Source organism: Streptomyces sp. HUAS MG56 (assembly GCF_058673395.1).
The window spans coordinates 5,707,808-5,723,556 of record NZ_CM178722.1; the positions used below are offsets into that span (position 1 = coordinate 5,707,808).

Genomic DNA, 15,749 nt, shown 5'->3' on the forward strand with positions numbered 1-15,749 from the left:
TTCTCCGCCGTTGCAGCCCTCGGTGCGCTGAGTGGCTTCGCCGCCGCAGGAAAGAGCGAGGTTCGAGCGAACAGCACCTGGCCCGCGGTGGTTGCGAACCCCGCGAACAGCACGTGGCCCGTCGCGAGCTCCGCGACCAGCAGTACCGATTCCGCGACCGATGGAGCCGGGAGCTGACGTGACCACTCCACCCGACGACCGATCCTTTCGCCGCGAGATGGCCACGGCCTACCGCTCCGGCTGGCACTTCATCGACCTGGTCACCGCCATCCCCCACAGTGGTGACTCGTTGATGGTGACGGTGTTCGGAGAACCGGTGGTCGTGACGCGCGACGAGGACGGGGATCTGCGGGCGTACCGGTGCCTGCGCAAGCCGCGTGGCGCGCCCCAGCCGGTGCGCTGTGCCATCCGGTACGGAATGATCTTTGTGAACCTGGACCAGCGGGACCACCGGCTTGCCGAGCCGGCGGAACCTGACCTGCGAACCATCTCGGCCACCCCCCGCAGTGCCTGACGCGATTCCCCCGTCGTAAAAGATCGCTCAGGTGCTTCCCCCCGCAGCGGCGTCACCGTGACCTGAACACGGTGACGCCGCTGTAGTTTTTGGGGACATTTCGGGGTATGGGCGCGCTTCCACGGTGGCTGAAAATGCTCGGTCATCTCGCCCATTCCGTCCGAGCCCCGCGTCCCGCCGTCAAAGCCCCGCCGCTCACCGCCGGGGTCCCGCGTCTCACCCGTGCCCCAGCGCCCGCTCGATCTCGATCTCGATCACCACGCGTGCCGGATTCGGCCCCGGGGTCCGCTCGTAGCGCTCGGCGTAGCGCCGTACCGCCTCCGCGACCCGCTCCGGCTCCGTCCGGACCCGGGCCCGCCCCTCCAGGGTGGCCCAGCGCCGGCCGTCCACCTGGCACACCGCCACCCGGGCGCCCGCCGTGCCGGCCGCGCGCACATGCCGCACCTTCGCGCTGGTCCCGTTGGTGATGATCCGGGCCAGCCCGGCCTCCGCGTCGTACGTGACACCGACCGGCACCACGTGCGGGCTGCCGTCGGGCCGGAGCGTGGTCAGGGTGCACAGGTGGCGTTCCCGCCAGAACGTCAGGTACTCCTCAGAGTGCTTCGCCATGCCCCGCAACCTAGTCCCCGCACGGTCTCCCCGTGCACCTTGAGCGGAATAGACTCAACTTTGTGTACGCTGACTAAGTCAGCACTGGAGAGAAGAGTCGCGCAGGAGGAGAACGGACACGTGGACGCCGAGCTGACCAACAGGAGCCGGGACGCGATCAACGCGGCGAGCAAGCGGGCCGTGACCGAGGGACACCCGGACCTCACCCCTGGCCATCTGCTGCTGGCGCTGCTCCAGGGCCAGGACAACGAGAACATCGTCGATCTGCTCGCGGCCGTCGACGCCGACCAGGCCGCCGTGCGCTCCGGGACCGAGAAGATCCTCGCCTCGCTGCCGAGTGTGGCCGGATCCACCGTTGCGCCGCCGCAGCCCGACCGTGAACTGCTGGCCGTGCTCGCCGACGCCGGCGAGCGCGCCAAGGAGCTCGGCGACGAGTACCTGTCCACCGAGCACCTGCTCATCGGCATCGCCGCCAGGGGCGGCCGGGTGGCCGAGGTGCTCCGGGCGCAGGGCGCCGAGGCGAAGAAGCTGCTGGAGGCCTTCAGGAAGGCCAGGGGAGGACGCCGCGTGACCACCGCCGATCCCGAGGGCCAGTACAAGGCCCTGGAGAAGTTCGGCACCGACTTCACCGCCGCCGCCCGCGAGGGGCGGCTGGACCCGGTGATCGGCCGGGACCAGGAGATCCGGCGGGTCGTGCAGGTGCTCAGCCGCCGTACGAAGAACAACCCCGTCCTCATCGGCGAGCCCGGCGTCGGCAAGACCGCCGTGGTCGAGGGCCTCGCCCAGCGCATCGTCAAGGGCGACGTCCCCGAGTCCCTCAAGGACAAGCGGCTGGTCTCCCTCGACCTCGGCGCGATGGTCGCCGGCGCCAAGTACCGGGGCGAGTTCGAGGAGCGGCTGAAGTCCGTGCTCGCCGAGATCAAGGACTCCGACGGGCAGATCATCACCTTCATCGACGAGCTGCACACGGTGGTCGGCGCGGGCGCCGGCGGCGATTCGGCCATGGACGCGGGCAACATGCTCAAGCCCATGCTCGCCCGGGGTGAGCTGCGCATGGTCGGCGCCACGACGCTGGACGAGTACCGCGAGCGGATCGAGAAGGACCCGGCGCTGGAGCGCCGCTTCCAGCAGGTGCTGGTGGCGGAGCCGACCGTCGAGGACACCATCGCCATCCTGCGCGGCCTGAAGGGCCGTTACGAGGCCCACCACAAGGTGCAGATCGCGGACAGCGCGCTGGTGGCCGCCGCGACCCTCTCCGACCGCTACATCACCTCCCGCTTCCTGCCCGACAAGGCCATCGACCTCGTCGACGAGGCCGCCTCGCGCCTGCGCATGGAGATCGACTCGTCCCCCGTCGAGATCGACGAACTCCAGCGCGCCGTCGACCGGTTGAAGATGGAGGAGCTGGCGATCGCCAAGGAGACCGACCCGGCCTCCGTCGCCCGCCTGGACAAGCTGCGCCGCGACCTCGCCGACAAGGAGGAGGAACTGCGCGGCCTGACCGCCCGCTGGGAGAAGGAGAAGCAGTCCCTCAACCGGGTCGGCGAGCTGAAGGAGAAGCTGGACGACCTGCGCGGCCAGGCCGAACGCGCCCAGCGCGACGGCGACTTCGACCGCGCGGCCAAGCTGCTGTACGGCGAGATCCCGACGCTGGAGAAGGAGCTGGAGGAGGCTTCCGAGGCCGAGGAGGAAGCCGCCAGGGACACCATGGTCAAGGAGGAGGTCGGCTCCGACGACATCGCGGACGTCGTCGCCGCCTGGACCGGCATCCCGGCCGGCCGCCTGCTGGAGGGCGAGACGCAGAAGCTGCTGCGCATGGAGGACGAGATCGGCAAGCGCCTCATCGGCCAGAGCGAGGCCGTCCGCGCGGTCTCCGACGCCGTACGGCGCTCCCGCGCGGGCATCGCCGACCCGGACCGCCCCACCGGCTCCTTCCTCTTCCTCGGCCCGACGGGCGTGGGCAAGACGGAGCTCGCGAAGGCCCTCGCCGACTTCCTCTTCGACGACGAGCGGGCCATGGTCCGCATCGACATGTCGGAGTACGGCGAGAAGCACAGCGTGGCCCGCCTGGTCGGCGCGCCCCCCGGCTACGTCGGCTACGAGGAGGGCGGCCAGCTCACCGAGGCCGTCCGCCGCCGCCCGTACACCGTCGTCCTGCTGGACGAGGTGGAGAAGGCCCACCCCGAGGTCTTCGACATCCTGCTCCAGGTCCTGGACGACGGCCGGCTCACCGACGGGCAGGGCCGCACGGTCGACTTCCGCAACGCCCTCCTGGTGCTCACCTCCAACCTGGGCAGCCAGTACCTGGTCGAGCCGACGACGAGCGAGCAGGTGAAGAAGGAGCAGGTCCTGGAGGCCGTCCGGGCCTCCTTCAAGCCCGAGTTCCTCAACCGGCTGGACGACCTGGTGGTCTTCTCCGCGCTCGACAAGTCCGAGCTGGAGCGGATCGCACAGCTCCAGATCGACCGCCTCGGCCGGCGGCTGGCCGAGCGCCGGCTCACCCTGGACGTCACGCCCGAGGCGCTGGCCTGGCTCGCGGAGGAGGGCAACGACCCGGCGTACGGCGCCCGGCCGCTGCGCCGCCTGGTCCAGAGCGCCATCGGCGACCGGCTCGCCCGCGAGATCCTGTCCGGCGAGGTCAAGGACGGTGACACGGTGCGGGTGGACCGCTTCGGCGAGGGCCTGCTGGTGGGCCCGGCCACCGGCAAGACGCTCCAGTGAGGTGGATTGTCGGCCCTGGGCTGACACGGGGTCGCCGGGGCTTGCCTCCCCCCTCCCCGGATGGGGGAGGATGGCGGAATCCAATGAAGGGAAATTCACGGTGAGCATCGACCCGTCCTCGATTCCGAACTTCGGGGGCCAGCCCGAACCGCAGCCCCAGGGACCGGCGGGCCCCGTCCTCCCGGATCAGGACCTCGTGAAGCAGCTCCTCGACCAGATGGAGCTGAAGTACGTCGTCGACGAGGAGGGCGACCTCGCGGCCCCGTGGGAGCAGTTCCGCACGTACTTCATGTTCCGCGGGGAGGCCGACCAGGCCGTCTTCTCGGTGCGGACCTTCTACGACCGCCCGCACAAGATCGACGAGAAGGCCCAGCTGCTGGAGTCCGTCGACGACTGGAACCGCCGCACCCTGTGGCCCAAGGTCTACACCCACACCCACGACGACGGCACCGTCCGCCTCATCGGCGAGGCGCAGATGCTGATCGGCACGGGCGTCGACATCAACCACTTCGTCTCCTCGACGGTCAGCTGGGTGCGGGCCGCGATCGAGTTCGACAAGTGGCTCGTCGAGCAGCTCGGCCTGGAGCCGGACGCCGGCCAGGCGGACCAGGGCGAGACGCCCGAGGGCGACGCGGAGTAGTCCTCCGGCGGGTCCTACAGCGGCGCGTCCGCGTACACCAGCAGGTACGCGCCGTAGAGACAGCTGAACCCGGCCAGGGTCGCGACCAGCACGGTCGCGTGCCAGGGCCGGGTTTTCGCCATCTGTGCCAGGCCCCGGGCGAGCGGCAGCAGCAGCGGGAACGCCGGCAGCAGGAACCGCGGCTTGGACTCGAAGAAGCCCGACCCGCCGAGCGCGACCAGCAGCAGCGCCCCGCTGAGCACGAGCAGCGGCAGCGGGGCGCGGTCCAGCAGGAGCAGGGCGTACAGCACCGCCGCGGCCGCCACGGTCAGCAGCGCCGTCGTGAACTCGAACCGGCTGCCGTGCGTGAGCATCACATGCACGGAGTGCAGCGAGCCCCGCCCGAAGTCGAACGTCGAGCCCCACGCCCGCTGCACCTCGAAGTAGCCGCCCGGCAGGTCGCCCTCGCACCGGCCGACCCACAGCACGTACGCCGTCCAGCCCAGCGGGGCGAGCGCCGCGCCCGTCCACAGCCTGTGGGAAACCCGGGGGAGCTCACCGCGCCGCCGCCACACCTGGCAGCCGGCGGTGGCGAGGACGGCGGCGGCGACCGCGAACCCGTTCGGCCGGGCCAGCCCCGCGAGCGCCGCCAGGGCGCCCGCCCACAGCCAGTTCCCGGCCAGCAGGGCGTACAGCGCCCAGGCCGCGAGCGCGGTCAGCACCGGCTCGGTGTACGCCATCGACAGCACCACCGAGTGCGGCAGCAGGCCCCACAGCAGCACCAGCGCGATCCCGGTCGCCCGGCCGTACAGCCGCGCGCCGACCGCGTGGATCCCGGCGGCGGCCACCATGGCCGAGGCCCACGAGATCACCAGCCCGGCGGCGCCCCCGCTCAGCGGCAGCACCGCGGTCAGCGCCCGCACCAGCGCCGGGTACAGCGGGAAGAACGCGCGGTCGCTGTGCACCCCCGGCGCCGGGGAGGGCAGGTCGTGGCCGTAGCCGTGCCCGGCGATGCCCAGGTACCAGACCGAGTCCCAGGACCGCCCGAGCAGCGCGAGCGGGTGCCGGCCGGCGTGCTGGGCGACGAGCGTGAGCACGGCCGCGCCGACCAGCCGGGCACCGAGGAAGAGGCCTACGGCGACGAGACGCTGCGCCTGCCTGGGCATGGCGAGGACGGTGCTGACGGTGCGGACGGGACTGGCGGTGGTCACATCTGAGCACCCTGCGCGACAGTGCCGTTCGGCCGTGCGGTGACGCGCCGAGGGTCCACCCGCCGTCGCCCGTCTGCGGGCCCGCCGTGGCGTGCCGCGCGGCTGCCCGGGCCGGGCTGCTCACATCGCGCGCAGGCGTTCCGCCGCCTGCCGCAGCACGTCCTCCCGCTTGCAGAACGCGAACCGTACGAACGGTGCCCCGGCGTCCCGGTCGTCGTAGAAGACCGCGTTCGGGATGGCCACCACGCCGGCCCGTTCGGGCAGGGCGCGGCAGAAGGCGAAGCCGTCCTTCTCGCCGAGGGGGCGGATGTCGGTGGTGATGAAGTACGTGCCGGCCGGGGCGAAGACCCGGAAGCCGGCCGCCGTGAGGCCCTCGGCGAGGAGGTCGCGGCGGGTCTGCATGGAGCGGCGGAAGTCCTCGAAGTAGGAGTCCGGGAGGGCGAGGGCCTCGGCGACCGCGTACTGGAAGGGGCCCGAGGAGACGTACGTCAGGAACTGCTTCACCGAGCGCACGGCGGTGACCAGTTCGGGCGAGCCCGTCACCCAGCCGACCTTCCAGCCGGTGAAGGAGAACGTCTTGCCGGCCGAGCCGATGGTGACCGTGCGCTCGCGCATCCCCGGGAACGTGGCGAGCGGCAGGTGCTCGGCGCCGTCGAAGACCAGGTGCTCGTAGACCTCGTCCGTCACCACCAGCAGATCCCGCTCGACCGCCAGCTCGGCGATCGCGGTCAGCTCCGCGCGCGTGAGGACCGTGCCGGTCGGGTTGTGCGGGGTGTTGATCAGCAGCAGGCGGGTGCGGTCGGTGACGGCGGCGCGGAGTTCGTCCAGGTCGAGGCGGAAGCCGGTGTCGTCCGGGCGCAGGGTCACCGGGACGCGGCGGCCGCCCGCCATGGCGATGGAGGCCGCGTAGGAGTCGTAGTACGGCTCCAGGGCCACGACCTCGTCGCCCGGCTCCAGCAGCGCCAGCATCGAGGCCGCGACGGCCTCCGTCGCGCCGGCCGTGACCAGCACCTCGGTGTCGGGATCGAAGGACAGCCCGTAGCGGCGCTGCTGGTGTGCGGCGATCGCGGTGCGCAGCTCGGGGATGCCCGGACCCGGCGGGTACTGGTTGCCCCGGCCCTCGCGCAGCGCCCGTACGGCGGCCTCGCGGACCTCCTCGGGGCCGTCCGTGTCGGGGAAGCCCTGGCCCAGGTTGATCGCGCCGGTCGCGGTGGCGAGCGCGGACATCTCGGCGAAGATCGTCGTCCCGAACTCGGCGAGGCGGCGATTGAGGTGGGGGCGCGCGGTGGAGGTCATGCCGGTCATCCTGCGCCCAAGCTCTGGAGTTCCTCAACTCTGCTTTGAGCCCCCGGGCGGCCGGGCATCCCCCGTTCACCGCGGTCCACGGGGGCCTGCGCGGGGCAACGGAAAATCCGGGGGAACGGAAAGAAGGTGACGCCCATGGGCATCGTCATCGTGGTCGTGCTGGCAGTCGTCGGGTTCATGACCATCGGGGCGCTGCGGAGCCGGGGCAGGAGCCGGCGGGCGCAGGTGTCGTTGAGCAAGCGCGGCGGCCGGTCCCGGTCGATCCGCTCGTCGGCGTCGTCGTCCTCGGCCGGGTACGCGGGCGGCGGCGCGAGCTGGTGGGCCGGTGACTCGGGCTCGTCGTCCTCGGGAGGTCACGGGGGACACCACGGTGGCCACCACTCGTGCGGCGGCGGCCACCACTCCTGCGGGGGCGGGCATTCCTGCGGCGGGGGCTCCTCGTGCGGCGGGGGCGGATGCGGGGGAGGCAGCTGACACGGGGCAGCTGAGCTTCCCCGGGGGGATCGGGGGGATCGGGGGGCCGGGGGGATCGGGGGACGGGCCGCATCACGGGCGCCCGTCGGCGAAGGCGGCCGGCGGGCGCCCGGCCGTTGTTCGTGCGCGCCAGGCGTACGCCATGGTTGAACAGTTGAGCAGTGGAGCCCTCTGAGGGATGGAAAGCCCACGAAGTTGGGTAAAAACGCTGTGGCGGCTGCTCTGTTCATGATTCCCTCTAAATCGCCAACGCAGCCCCTCGGACGTCCCGCAGAACCCCTCCTCCGGCCGGGACGGCCGGGGCGCCGACCTGTCTGCCATGGCTGATCTCCCCCTCATCGTGTGTTAGCGGAGCCGATCCATGCTCACGACCCTGAACACCTCCTACACCGATACGCGCGCCGCCGACCTCGCCTGGGCCCTGGGGCGCGAGCCACTGCCCGCCCTGGCCACGCTCGACCTCGAACTGACCGGTGCACAGCTCCAGTTGAGACTGCTCGGCGCGTCCCACCAAGTGCTGCTGGAGGAGAAGCACGGCAGTTGCTCGGAGACGGTCGCATGCATCCCCGGTTCCAGCACCCCGCTGCCGCTCGGCGTCGCCAAACGCGTCGGCGACTGGGAGTACGAGTTCGCCGCCCGCGTCGAACTGCTCACGCCGGGCTCGTTCGCGGGCCGCGCCCAGGAGTTGCTCGCTCTCGTCTCGGACCATCCGCACGGCCTCGCGGGCGTCTTCCCGGGCAGCCCGCACGCCTTCACCGCGATGCTCGCCCAGCGGCACGAGGGCCAGGTGCACTGGCGGACCTGGCACGCCTACCCGCAGGACGGCCAGTTGGTGGCCACCCGCACCCGCGTGGGCGTGCGGGTGTCGACGCCGACCGCGTGAGGCGGATAAACATGATCGGCCCCAACTCGCCCCAGATCCACACGTGTGGGTGACGAAGCGTGCCGAGCGCGTGACGTAACGTCGCACCGTGATCGAACCGCACGCCCCCGCGCCCCCGGGCGCCCCGCCCCACTGGACAGGCCCCGCCCGGCTGCCCGTGCGGCCCGGGACCGGGCGGTTCCTGGTCCTCCTGTGCGTCTTCGTCTGCGCGGCCTGCGGACTCGTGTACGAACTCGAACTCGTCGCGTTCGCCTCGTACTTGATCGGTGACTCGGTCACCCAGTCATCCGTCGTGCTGTCCGTCATGGTGTTCGCGATGGGCATCGGCTCGCTCGCCGCCAAGCGGCTGCGCTGGCACGCGGCCGCCGGCTTCGGCGCGATCGAGATCGCCCTCGCGCTCGTCGGCGGCTGCAGCGCGATGACGCTGTACGCCGTCTTCGCCTGGACCGGCGGCTGGGGCGGGATGTGGGCCGACGGCCCCCGCTTCCTGCTGGTCGCCTTCTCCCTCGCCATCGGCCTGCTCATCGGCGCCGAGGTCCCGCTGCTGATGGAGCTGATCCAGCGCATCCGACGCCAGGACGCGGGCGGCGCGGTCGCCGACCTGTTCGCCGCGGACTACGTCGGCGCGCTGGTCGGCGGTCTGGCCTTCCCCTTCCTCCTGCTGCCCTTCCTCGGCCAGCTGACCGGCGCGCTCGTCACCGGCACGGTCAACGTGGTCGCGGGCGGCGCCCTCGTCCTCGGCCTCTTCCGGCGAGACCTGTCCCGCCGGGCCCGCTGGACCCTGCTCCTCGTCGGCCTCACCGTCCTCGGCGTCCTCGCCTCCGCCGCCGCCCTCACCGGCGACTTCGACCGCGCCGCCCGGCACGCCGTCTACGGTGAGGACGTCCGGGTCGCCGTGCGCACCGGCGTCCAGGAGGTCGTCCTGGCCGGCGGCACCGACGGCAGGCCCCTCGACCTCTTCCTCGACGGCCGGCTCCGCGCCGGCGGCCGTGACGCACGCCGCTACCACGAGGCCCTCGTCCATCCCGCCCTGTCCGGCGGCGCCCACGCGCGCGTGCTCATCCTCGGCGGCGGCGACGGCCTGGCCGCCCGCGAGGCGCTGGACGAGCGCGGGGTGCGCCGGGTCGACCTCGTCGAGATCGACCCCGGCCTGGTCCGGCTGGCCCGCCACGACCCCGGCCTCGCCGCGGCCAACGGCCACGCCTACGACGACCCGCGCGTCCACGTCGTCACGGCCGACGCCTTCGACTGGCTGCGCGGGGCGCCCACGGCGGCGTACGACGTCGTGATCGCCGACCTGCCCGACCCCGGCATCACCGCCAGCACCAAGCTGTACTCCCAGGAGTTCTACGGCCTCGCCCGCCGCGTCCTCGCCCCCGGCGGCCGGCTCGTCGTCCACGCCGGAGCGGTCAGCACCCGCCCCCGCGGCTTCTGGACGGTCGCCGCGACGCTGCGCGCGGCCGGCTTCGCCACCTCCGCCTACCGGGTCCTCGGCCGCGACTCCGGCTTCGCGGCCGGCCCCGACCGCTCGGCCGCCGGTGCCTCCCGCGCCCCGCACGACTGGGGCTTCCTGCTGGCCGCCCCGGCCCCCGCCGCCCCGCCGCCGCTGCGCCTGGACCCCGGCCCGCCGCACACCCTGACCCAGGCCGGTCTCACGGCGGACGCGGCGGCGGCCCGGCGCACCCGGATCCCCGGACTGCCGGCGTCGACGCTGGTCCATCCGCGCTACTGACGGTGGGGCGGGCGGGGACCGCGATGCGAGGGTACGTTCCGGCCACGCGTGGGTAGGCTCAGCCGACATGGAGCACCAGGTCTTCGTTCCGGTCCCCGCCGAGCGACTGCGGGCCGCGCTGGCCGACCCCGCGCGCGTCGCCCGCGCGATCCCCGGCCTTCAGCAGGACGCCGGTGCCGAACCCGTCGCCGGCCGCCTGAAACTGCGCGTCGGCGGTCACTCCGTCACCTACCGGGGGACGGTCCGGATCACGCCTCGCGAGGACGGCGGGTACGACGTGACGGGCGACGCCACCGAGGCCCGCGGCACCGGCACCGTCCAACTCGCCCTCACCCTGCGCCTCGCGGACACCGAGGGCGGTACGACGGTCAAGGCCGAGGGCACGGCGGACGCGGCCGGCCGGATCACGGAACTCCCCGCGGACGCGGTGAGTTCGGCGGCCGTGCGCCTGCTCGGCCGCTTCGTGGAGAACCTGGGAGCGGAGCCGTCGCCGGAAAAGCCGGAACCGGAGCCGGCGGAAACAGGGGAGCCGGCGGAGTCAGGGGACGAGGCGCACACCTCGGTCTTCGACACCGAGGTGCCGCCGCCGTCCCTGGACCCCGAGGCGGACCGGCTCGCGGAGGACTTCGCCGACACCGGCGAACCCCCCGCCGAGGCCGCGCACGCCCGTCGCACGATGATCGGCCGCAGCGCCGAGGAGGTCGACCACGCCCCGCCGCGCGGCCGCTACGCCCCGGTCCCGGCCCCCCAGACGGTCGCGGGCAGCCAGGCCCTGCGCTGGGCGGCCCCGGCGGCGGCGCTGGCCGTGGCGTCGGCGATCGTCGTCACCCGGGCACTGCGCAAACGCCGGTGAGCCCGGAAGACCCCGGGGCGGCGCCCAGTACTGTCATCCCGTGAGTAACGAAGACATCACGCTGACAGCGGGCGACGCACAGGTACGCGTCAGCCCTGCCAACGGCGGCCGGATCAGCGGCCTCAAGGTCGGTTCCACGGAACTGCTCCGCCAGGGGGACCGCTTCGGCTGCTTCCCGATGGTCCCCTGGTGCGGCCGGATCAGGGAGGGCCGCTTCCTGGACGGCGGGACCGTCCACCAGATGCCGCTCAACTCCCCGCCGCACGCCATCCACGGCACCGCCCGCGACGGCGACTGGAGCGTCGCCAAGGTCACGCAGGACACGGCGGCGATCACGTACGACCTGGTCGCCCCCTGGCCCTACCCCGGCCGGGTCACCCAGCTCGTGGAGATCGCCGAGGACAGCCTGACCCTGACGATGGGCGTCGAGGCGACGGCGGACTCCTTCCCGGCGCAGATCGGCTGGCACCCCTGGTTCAACCGGACCCTCACGGGCGAGGACGGTGTGGTCGGCGCGGGCGCGACCCTCGCCTTCGAGCCCGCCTGGCAGGAGGAGCGCGGCGCGGACCACCTGCCCACCGGCAAGCGCATCGACCGCACGCCCGGCCCCTGGGACGACTGCTTCGGCATGCCCGGCGGCGTCGACGTGACCCTCACCTGGCCCGGACAGCTGGAGCTGAGGGTGACCAGCCGCGAGGAGTGGGTCGTCGTCTACGACGAGCAGGCCGAGGCCGTGTGCGTGGAGCCGCAGACCGGCCCGCCCAACGGCCTGAACACCGCCGCACGCCTGGTCACCCCCGTGGACCCGCTGGAGGCGTCGACGACCTGGAGCTGGCGGCGCCTCTAAGCTGGTCGGCATGACGGACGTACGCGGCGCGCTGCTGCAGCAGATCAAGGACAAGGCCGTGGTGCACGGCAAGGTGACGCTCTCCTCGGGGCTGCAGGCCGACTACTACGTCGACCTGCGCCGCGTCACCCTCGACGGCGAGGCCGCCCCGCTGGTCGGGCAGGTGCTGCTGGATCTGACGGCCGACCTGGAGTTCGACGCGGTCGGCGGCCTGACCATGGGCGCCGACCCGGTCGCGGCGGCCATGCTGCACGCCGCCGCCGCGCGCGGGAAGCGGCTCGACGCCTTCGTCGTCCGCAAGGCGGCCAAGGCGCACGGCATGCAGCGCCGGGTCGAGGGCCCGGACATCACCGGCCGCCGCGTGCTCGTGGTCGAGGACACCTCCACCACCGGCGGCTCCCCGCTCACCGCCGTCGAGGCCGTGCGCGAGGCGGGCGCGGAGGTCGTCGCCGTCGCCACGATCGTGGACCGGGCGACCGGCGCTGCCGAGAAGATCGAGGCCGGCGCGGGCGTTCCGTACCGGTTCGCCTTCTCGAAGGATGAACTGGGTCTGGACTGAACGGGCGGTTCGACCTGGACTTGACCGGTGCGCCGACGACGGCGCCAGGTCTGGAAAGATGGGGCCGACGACGGCGTCGAACCCCCCAGGTCTAGGTCAGGGCCTTAACGCACAACGCCAACCCGCAACACAAGGAGCGGACAGATGCCCATCGCAACCCCCGAGGTCTACAACGAGATGCTCGACCGGGCGAAGGCAGGCAAGTTCGCCTACCCGGCCATCAACGTCACCTCGAGCCAGACCCTGAACGCGGCGCTGCGCGGCTTCGCGGAGGCGGAGAGCGACGGCATCGTCCAGATCTCGACCGGCGGTGCCGAGTTCCTCGGCGGTCAGTACAGCAAGGACATGGTGACCGGCGCGGTCGCGCTCGCCGAGTACGCGCACATCCTCGCCGAGAAGTACCCGGTCAACATCGCGCTGCACACGGACCACTGCCCGAAGGACAAGCTCGACGGGTACGTACGTCCGCTGATCGCGATCTCCGAGGAGCGCGTGAAGGCCGGCCGCAACCCGCTCTTCCAGTCGCACATGTGGGACGGCTCGGCCGAGACCCTCGCCGACAACCTCGCCATCGCCCAGGAACTGCTGGCCCGCACCCAGGCCGCCAAGATCATCCTGGAGGTGGAGATCACCCCGACCGGCGGTGAGGAGGACGGTGTCTCGCACGAGATCAACGACGAGCTCTACACCACGGTCGACGACGCGATCCGCACGGCGGAGGCCCTGGGCCTCGGCGAGAAGGGCCGCTACCTGCTGGCCGCGTCCTTCGGCAACGTGCACGGCGTCTACAAGCCGGGCAACGTCGTGCTCCGCCCCGAGCTGCTGAAGGAGCTGAACGACGGCGTCGCCGCCAAGTTCGGCAAGCAGTCCCCGTTCGACTTCGTCTTCCACGGCGGCTCCGGCTCCACCGAGCAGGAGATCGCCACCGCGCTGGAGAACGGCGTCGTGAAGATGAACCTCGACACGGACACCCAGTACGCCTTCACCCGTCCCGTCGCGGGCCACATGTTCGCCAACTACGACGGCGTCCTGAAGGTCGACGGCGAGGTCGGCAACAAGAAGGCCTACGACCCGCGCACCTGGGGCAAGCTGGCCGAGGCGTCGATGGCCGCGCGTGTCGTCGAGGCGACGCAGAACCTGCGCTCGGCGGGCAACAAGATCAAGTAAGCGGCACCTTTCGGTGGGCCCGGCGGCTGTCTACGGCGCCGGGCCCGCTGTATACCTGAGGACATGCCCGATGTCCGGCTGGCCTCGACCCGCGGCAAGTGGATCCTGCTCACCACGGTCCTCGGCTCCAGCATGGCCCTGCTGGACTCGACCGTCGTCAACGTCGCGCTGCCGCGCATCGGCCGCGACCTGGGCGCGAGCCTCGCCGCACTCCAGTGGACGGTCAACGCGTACATGGTCACGCTGGCCGGCCTGATCCTGCTGGGCGGCTCGCTCGGCGACCACTACGGGCGCCGGAAGATCTTCGTGCTGGGCGTGGTCTGGTTCGCCGCCGCGTCCCTGCTGTGCGGCCTGGCGCCGAACTCCGCCGTGCTGATCGCCTCCCGGTCCCTGCAGGGCATCGGCGGGGCGCTCCTCACGCCCGGCTCCCTGGCGCTGATCCAGGCCTCCTTCCACCCCGACGACCGAAGCCGGGCGGTCGGGCTGTGGTCGGGCTTCGGGGGCATCGGCGCGGCCATCGGCCCGTTCCTGGGCGGCTGGCTGGTCACCGGCCCCGGCTGGCGCTGGGTGTTCCTGCTCAACGTCCCGCTGGCCCTGCTGTGCGTACCGGTCGCCCTCCGGCACGTCCCCGAGTCCCGGGACAGCGTCGAGCACGGCCGCTTCGACGTCCTCGGCGCGGTGCTGGGCGCCCTGGCCCTGGCCCTGCTGACGTACGCGCTGATCGAGGCGCGGGCGGGCTCGGCGGTGGTGGCGGTGAGCGCGGCGGCCGGGCTGGCCGCGGCGGTGGCCTTCGGGTACGTCGAACGGCACCGTCCGGACCCGATGCTCCCGCCGGACATGTTCGCCTCGCGCCAGTTCACGGCGGTCAACCTGGTCACCCTGTGCGTGTACGCCGCGTTCGGCGGGTTCTTCTTCCTGACGGCGCTCCAGCTCCAGGTGGTGGCGGGTTACTCCCCGCTCGCGGCCGGTACGGCGATGCTCCCGACGACGGCCCTGATGCTGCTCTTCTCGGCCCGCTCCGGCGCCCTCGCCGACCACACGGGCCCCCGGCTGCCCCTGACGGTCGGTCCGCTCCTGTGCGCGGCGGCGATGCTGCTGATGCTGCGGGTGGGGCCGCACGCCGACTACCTGACGGACGTCCTGCCCGCCCTGCTGGTGATGGGCGCCGGCATGGTCACCCTGGTGGCCCCCCTGACGGCGACGGTCCTCGCCTCGGTGGACACCGCCCGCGCGGGCCTGGCCAGCGGCATCAACAACGCGGCGGCGCGGGCCGCCGGCCTGATCGCGGTGGCGGCGCTGCCGCTGCTGGCGGGGATGGGCCCGGAGGCGTACCGGCTGCCGTCGGCGTTCGACGCGGCGTTCCGGCGCGCCATGCCGATCTGCGCGGGCACGCTGCTGCTGGGCTCGGCGTTGGCTTTCGCGCTGGTCCGCCGACCGGGTCCGGGCTGTGCGCGACCGGAATGCCGGACCTATGGGAGTGTGACGGTGCCGCCGCTGGAGGGGGAGCGGTGACCGGGCCCGGTCTTCCGGGTGCGGGTCGAGGCGGCGTGCTCGCGCAGTGCACCGCGCCCCTTCAGTGCGCCACGGCGCCGCCCGGTGAGCCGCACCGGACTCCATGACGATTCACGAGAACCTCCTCGGCGGCCCGCCCCCGACGCACCTCCCCGACGAGGCGTTCACGCGCGGCGCGGTCGTGGAGTCGTACGCCTACGTGCATCCCGTGCCGCCGTCTCCTGTTGAGGGACGGCGGCACAGTCCTTTCTGCCGTGGTGACTACCGCTTCAGCTCGGCGTACGCCTCGGTGCTGCTGTCCTTGAGGAACTGCCAGCAACGCTCCGTCTCGTCCTTCTCGTTGATCTCGCCGGCGGCGCGGGCGAGGGCGGCGAGGCAGCGAAGGAACCCGCGGTTGGCCCGGTGGTCCCAAGGGATGGGGCCATGCCCCTTCCAGCCGGCCCGACGCAACGCGTCCAGACCGCGGTGATAGCCCGTACGCGCGTACGCGTACGACTCGACCACCCGCCCCGCCTCGAAGGCGTCGTCCGCGAGCATCGCCCAGGCGAGCGAGAACGTGGGGTACTTCGCCGCGACCTCGGTCGGCGGCTGGGACTCCTCGCCCAGCAGGCGGTACGCCTCTTCGTTCTCCGGGAGGTACGTCGGCTCCGGGCCGCCGAGCAGGTTCTTGTGCGTCGTCATGGAAGCAGTCTGCCACCTGTGGCCGGGGCTTCGGGATCTGCGACGATCCGGCGCAGGGCGGC

General features: G+C 72.5%; 15 protein-coding genes and 1 pseudogene. 12 read left to right on the forward strand and 4 right to left on the reverse strand.

Annotated elements, in window-relative coordinates; all coding sequences use genetic code 11:
- Nucleotides 1–178 precede the first annotated feature (178 nt).
- Nucleotides 179–514, forward strand: coding sequence for a Rieske (2Fe-2S) protein (locus AC4OXY_RS27035; protein ID WP_079172852.1), 336 nt, complete (start codon nt 179–181; stop codon nt 512–514).
- 216 nt (nt 515–730) lie between these two features.
- On the opposite strand, the gene AC4OXY_RS27040 is transcribed toward AC4OXY_RS27035, so the two are convergent.
- Nucleotides 731–1,123, reverse strand: a complete 393-nt coding sequence (locus AC4OXY_RS27040; protein ID WP_356029823.1) for a pyridoxamine 5'-phosphate oxidase family protein — start codon at nt 1,121–1,123, stop codon at nt 731–733.
- 120 nt (nt 1,124–1,243) lie between these two features.
- Here AC4OXY_RS27040 and clpB point away from each other — a divergent pair, with 120 nt between their 5' ends.
- Nucleotides 1,244–3,844 carry an ATP-dependent chaperone ClpB gene (gene clpB / locus AC4OXY_RS27045; protein WP_376288003.1) on the forward strand — a complete coding sequence of 867 codons (2,601 nt, stop codon included), beginning with the start codon at nt 1,244–1,246 and terminating at the stop codon, nt 3,842–3,844.
- A gap of 100 nt (nt 3,845–3,944) precedes the next feature.
- Nucleotides 3,945–4,484 (forward strand): YbjN domain-containing protein, encoded by a 540-nt coding sequence (locus AC4OXY_RS27050; RefSeq protein ID WP_376288004.1) that lies wholly within the window; start codon nt 3,945–3,947, stop codon nt 4,482–4,484.
- A gap of 14 nt (nt 4,485–4,498) precedes the next feature.
- On the opposite strand, the gene AC4OXY_RS27055 is transcribed toward AC4OXY_RS27050, so the two are convergent.
- Together AC4OXY_RS27055 and AC4OXY_RS27060 are read right to left on the reverse strand one after the other, a co-directional pair.
- Complete coding sequence (locus AC4OXY_RS27055) at nt 4,499–5,629, reverse strand: hypothetical protein (protein ID WP_356029869.1); 1,131 nt, start codon at nt 5,627–5,629, stop codon at nt 4,499–4,501.
- Between the two features lie 165 nt (nt 5,630–5,794).
- Nucleotides 5,795–6,979, reverse strand: coding sequence for a pyridoxal phosphate-dependent aminotransferase (locus AC4OXY_RS27060; protein WP_356029819.1), 1,185 nt, complete (start codon nt 6,977–6,979; stop codon nt 5,795–5,797).
- 135 nt (nt 6,980–7,114) lie between these two features.
- Between AC4OXY_RS27060 and AC4OXY_RS27065 the strand changes: the two genes are divergently transcribed.
- From AC4OXY_RS27065 to AC4OXY_RS27105, 9 genes and pseudogenes are all read left to right on the forward strand, one after another.
- The gene (locus AC4OXY_RS27065; protein ID WP_356029817.1) at nt 7,115–7,453 is read left to right on the forward strand and encodes a hypothetical protein; all 339 of its coding nucleotides are present in this window, start codon (nt 7,115–7,117) and stop codon (nt 7,451–7,453) included.
- Nucleotides 7,454–7,814: 361 nt separating this feature from the next.
- Nucleotides 7,815–8,336, forward strand: coding sequence for a DUF2617 family protein (locus AC4OXY_RS27070; protein ID WP_362822374.1), 522 nt, complete (start codon nt 7,815–7,817; stop codon nt 8,334–8,336).
- An 88-nt stretch (nt 8,337–8,424) separates the two neighbouring features.
- Nucleotides 8,425–10,068 carry a polyamine aminopropyltransferase gene (locus AC4OXY_RS27075; RefSeq protein ID WP_356029814.1) on the forward strand — a complete coding sequence of 548 codons (1,644 nt, stop codon included), beginning with the start codon at nt 8,425–8,427 and terminating at the stop codon, nt 10,066–10,068.
- 67 nt (nt 10,069–10,135) lie between these two features.
- Nucleotides 10,136–10,921 carry an SRPBCC domain-containing protein gene (locus AC4OXY_RS27080; RefSeq protein ID WP_491991207.1) on the forward strand — a complete coding sequence of 262 codons (786 nt, stop codon included), beginning with the start codon at nt 10,136–10,138 and terminating at the stop codon, nt 10,919–10,921.
- Between the two features lie 40 nt (nt 10,922–10,961).
- On the forward strand, nt 10,962–11,768 hold the full coding sequence (locus tag AC4OXY_RS27085) for an aldose epimerase family protein (protein WP_491991208.1): 807 nt from the start codon (nt 10,962–10,964) through the stop codon (nt 11,766–11,768).
- A gap of 10 nt (nt 11,769–11,778) precedes the next feature.
- Nucleotides 11,779–12,327 (forward strand): orotate phosphoribosyltransferase, encoded by a 549-nt coding sequence (gene pyrE, locus AC4OXY_RS27090; RefSeq protein ID WP_356029809.1) that lies wholly within the window; start codon nt 11,779–11,781, stop codon nt 12,325–12,327.
- Nucleotides 12,328–12,471: 144 nt separating this feature from the next.
- Nucleotides 12,472–13,494 (forward strand): class II fructose-bisphosphate aldolase, encoded by a 1,023-nt coding sequence (fbaA, locus tag AC4OXY_RS27095; protein WP_356029807.1) that lies wholly within the window; start codon nt 12,472–12,474, stop codon nt 13,492–13,494.
- A gap of 63 nt (nt 13,495–13,557) precedes the next feature.
- Nucleotides 13,558–15,006 (forward strand): MFS transporter, encoded by a 1,449-nt coding sequence (locus AC4OXY_RS27100; RefSeq protein WP_491991209.1) that lies wholly within the window; start codon nt 13,558–13,560, stop codon nt 15,004–15,006.
- Nucleotides 15,007–15,109: 103 nt separating this feature from the next.
- A pseudogene (locus AC4OXY_RS27105) lies at nt 15,110–15,205 on the forward strand (DUF3151 domain-containing protein); the annotation flags it as partial.
- 62 nt (nt 15,206–15,267) lie between these two features.
- On the opposite strand, the gene AC4OXY_RS27110 reads toward AC4OXY_RS27105, so the two are convergent.
- A complete protein-coding gene (locus AC4OXY_RS27110) occupies nt 15,268–15,687 on the reverse strand; it encodes a DUF3151 domain-containing protein (protein ID WP_356029804.1) in 420 nt (139 codons plus the stop codon).
- Between the last annotated feature and the right edge of the window lie 62 nt (nt 15,688–15,749).

What these genes read in the sequence shown, in the direction of transcription:
- AC4OXY_RS27100 (WP_491991209.1), top strand. Translation starts at nt 13,558, where the DNA reads ATGCCCGATGTCCGGCTGGCCTCGACCCGCGGCAAGTGGATCCTGCTC.
- AC4OXY_RS27040 (WP_356029823.1), bottom strand. Translation starts at nt 1,123, where the DNA reads ATGGCGAAGCACTCTGAGGAGTACCTGACGTTCTGGCGGGAACGCCAC.
- fbaA (WP_356029807.1), top strand. Translation starts at nt 12,472, where the DNA reads ATGCCCATCGCAACCCCCGAGGTCTACAACGAGATGCTCGACCGGGCG.
- AC4OXY_RS27055 (WP_356029869.1), bottom strand. Translation starts at nt 5,629, where the DNA reads ATGCCCAGGCAGGCGCAGCGTCTCGTCGCCGTAGGCCTCTTCCTCGGT.
- AC4OXY_RS27060 (WP_356029819.1), bottom strand. Translation starts at nt 6,979, where the DNA reads ATGACCGGCATGACCTCCACCGCGCGCCCCCACCTCAATCGCCGCCTC.
- AC4OXY_RS27070 (WP_362822374.1), top strand. Translation starts at nt 7,815, where the DNA reads ATGCTCACGACCCTGAACACCTCCTACACCGATACGCGCGCCGCCGAC.
- AC4OXY_RS27065 (WP_356029817.1), top strand. Translation starts at nt 7,115, where the DNA reads ATGGGCATCGTCATCGTGGTCGTGCTGGCAGTCGTCGGGTTCATGACC.
- AC4OXY_RS27080 (WP_491991207.1), top strand. Translation starts at nt 10,136, where the DNA reads ATGGAGCACCAGGTCTTCGTTCCGGTCCCCGCCGAGCGACTGCGGGCC.
- AC4OXY_RS27110 (WP_356029804.1), bottom strand. Translation starts at nt 15,687, where the DNA reads ATGACGACGCACAAGAACCTGCTCGGCGGCCCGGAGCCGACGTACCTC.
- pyrE (WP_356029809.1), top strand. Translation starts at nt 11,779, where the DNA reads ATGACGGACGTACGCGGCGCGCTGCTGCAGCAGATCAAGGACAAGGCC.